The 2,943-nt window shown below is 51.3% G+C and carries 1 rRNA gene; it reads left to right on the top strand.

Annotation, left to right across the window (positions count from 1 at the left end):
* Positions 1-28: 28 nt before the first annotated feature.
* Positions 29-2,922, top strand: a 23S ribosomal RNA gene (locus ACKLNH_RS20495).
* Positions 2,923-2,943: the final 21 nt, after the last annotated feature.

The following is a 2,943-nucleotide window of genomic DNA, read 5'->3' as shown; positions in this document are numbered from 1 at the left end:
AACGTCGAAAGACATCTTGGGGTTGTATGGTTAAGTGACTAAGCGTACACGGTGGATGCCTTGGCAGTCAGAGGCGATGAAGGACGTACTAACCTGCGATAAGCCATGAGAAGACGGTAAGAGTCACTATACTCATGGATTTCCGAATGGGGAAACCCGGCCGCATAAGCGGTCATCATAATGTGAATACATAGCATTATGAGGCGAACTCGGGGAACTGAAACATCTAAGTACCCGAAGGAAAAGACATCAACAGAGATTCCGAAAGTAGCGGCGAGCGAAATCGGATTAGCCCTTAAGCTAGTTAGGGATTAGGTGAAGGCTCTGGAAAGTGCCGCGATACAGGGTGATAGCCCCGTAACCGACAATCCCTTTGTAGTGAAAACGAGTAGGACGGCGCACGTGAAACGTTGTCTGAACATGGGGGGACCATCCTCCAAGGCTAAATACTCCTGACTGACCGATAGTGAACCAGTACCGTGAGGGAAAGGCGAAAAGAACCCCTGTGAGGGGAGTGAAATAGAACCTGAAACCGTGTACGTACAAGCAGTGGGAGCCTCTTTTATGGGGTGACTGCGTACCTTTTGTATAATGGGTCAGCGACTTAATTTTAGTAGCAAGGTTAACCGAATAGGGGAGCCGTAGGGAAACCGAGTCTTAACTGGGCGTATAGTTGCTAGGATTAGACCCGAAACCAGGTGATCTAGCCATGGGCAGGTTGAAGGTGAGGTAACACTTACTGGAGGACCGAACCGACTAATGTTGAAAAATTAGCGGATGACTTGTGGCTGGGGGTGAAAGGCCAATCAAACCTGGAGATAGCTGGTTCTCCCCGAAAGCTATTTAGGTAGCGCCTCGGACGAATACTACTGGGGGTAGAGCACTGTTAAGGCTAGGGGGTCATCCCGACTTACCAACCCTTTGCAAACTCCGAATACCAGTAAGTACTATCCGGGAGACACACGGCGGGTGCTAACGTCCGTCGTGGAAAGGGAAACAACCCAGACCGCCAGCTAAGGTCCCAAAGTTATAGCTAAGTGGGAAACGATGTGGGAAGGCTCAGACAGCCAGGATGTTGGCTTAGAAGCAGCCATCATTTAAAGAAAGCGTAATAGCTCACTGGTCGAGTCGGCCTGCGCGGAAGATTTAACGGGGCTAAGCTATACACCGAAGCTGCGGCAATGCGACTTGTTCGTATTGGGTAGGGGAGCGTTCTGTAAGTGGTTGAAGGTGTGCTGTAAGGCATGCTGGACATATCAGAAGTGCGAATGCTGACATGAGTAACGATAAAGGGGGTGAAAAACCCCCTCGCCGGAAGACCAAGGGTTCCTGTCCAACGTTAATCGGGGCAGGGTAAGTCGACCCCTAAGGCGAGGCTGAAGAGCGTAGTCGATGGGAAACGGGTTAATATTCCCGTACTTCTTACAATTGCGATGGAGGGACGGAGAAGGCTAGGTGGGCCTGGCGACGGTTGTCCAGGTTCAAGTGCGTAGGCGGAAAGTTTAGGTAAATCCGGACTTTCATTAACGCTGAGACACGATGTCGAGCTACTACGGTAGTGAAGTCATTGATGCCATGCTTCCGGGAAAAGCTTCTAAGCTTCAGATTGTAAGGAATCGTACCCCAAACCGACACAGGTGGTCGGGTAGAGAATACCAAGGCGCTTGAGAGAACTCGGGTGAAGGAACTAGGCAAAATGGTACCGTAACTTCGGGAGAAGGTACGCTCTTGACGGTGAAGTCCCTTGCGGATGGAGCTATTGAGAGTCGCAGATACCAGGTGGCTGCAACTGTTTATTAAAAACACAGCACTGTGCAAAATCGAAAGATGACGTATACGGTGTGACGCCTGCCCGGTGCCGGAAGGTTAATTGATGGGGTTAGACTTCGGTCGAAGCTCTTGATCGAAGCCCCGGTAAACGGCGGCCGTAACTATAACGGTCCTAAGGTAGCGAAATTCCTTGTCGGGTAAGTTCCGACCTGCACGAATGGCGTAATGATGGCCACGCTGTCTCCACCCGAGACTCAGTGAAATTGAAATCGCAGTGAAGATGCTGTGTACCCGCGGCTAGACGGAAAGACCCCGTGAACCTTTACTACAGCTTGGCACTGAACATTGACCCTACATGTGTAGGATAGGTGGGAGACTTAGAAGCAATCACGCCAGTGGTTGTGGAGTCAACCTTGAAATACCACCCTTGTATGCTTGATGTTCTAACGTCGGTCCCTAATCGGGATTGCGGACAGTGCCTGGTGGGTAGTTTGACTGGGGCGGTCTCCTCCCAAAGAGTAACGGAGGAGCACGAAGGTGGGCTAATCACGGTCGGACATCGTGAGGTTAGTGCAATGGCATAAGCCCGCTTGACTGCGAGAATGACAATTCGAGCAGGTGCGAAAGCAGGTCATAGTGATCCGGTGGTTCTGAATGGAAGGGCCATCGCTCAACGGATAAAAGGTACTCCGGGGATAACAGGCTGATACCGCCCAAGAGTTCATATCGACGGCGGTGTTTGGCACCTCGATGTCGGCTCATCACATCCTGGGGCTGAAGTCGGTCCCAAGGGTATGGCTGTTCGCCATTTAAAGTGGTACGCGAGCTGGGTTTAGAACGTCGTGAGACAGTTCGGTCCCTATCTGCCGTGGGCGTTGGAAGATTGAAGGGGGCTGCTCCTAGTACGAGAGGACCGGAGTGGACGAACCTCTGGTGTTCGGGTTGTTACGCCAGTAGCATTGCCCGGTAGCTAAGTTCGGAATCGATAACCGCTGAAAGCATCTAAGCGGGAAGCGAGCCCTGAGATGAGTCTTCCCTGGCACTATAAGTGTCCTAAAGGGTTGTTCAAGACTAGAACGTTGATAGGCAGGGTGTGTAAGCGTTGTGAGGCGTTGAGCTAACCTGTACTAATTGCCCGTGAGGCTTAACCATACAACACCCAAGGTGTTTTAT

Origin of the sequence: Thaumasiovibrio clandestinus, from assembly GCF_047250365.1 — a bacterium.
Taxonomy (GTDB): Bacteria; Pseudomonadota; Gammaproteobacteria; order Enterobacterales; family Vibrionaceae; genus Thaumasiovibrio.
The sequence above is the reverse complement of the archived record's forward strand: the minus strand, read 5'-3'. Positions and strand labels throughout refer to the sequence as shown.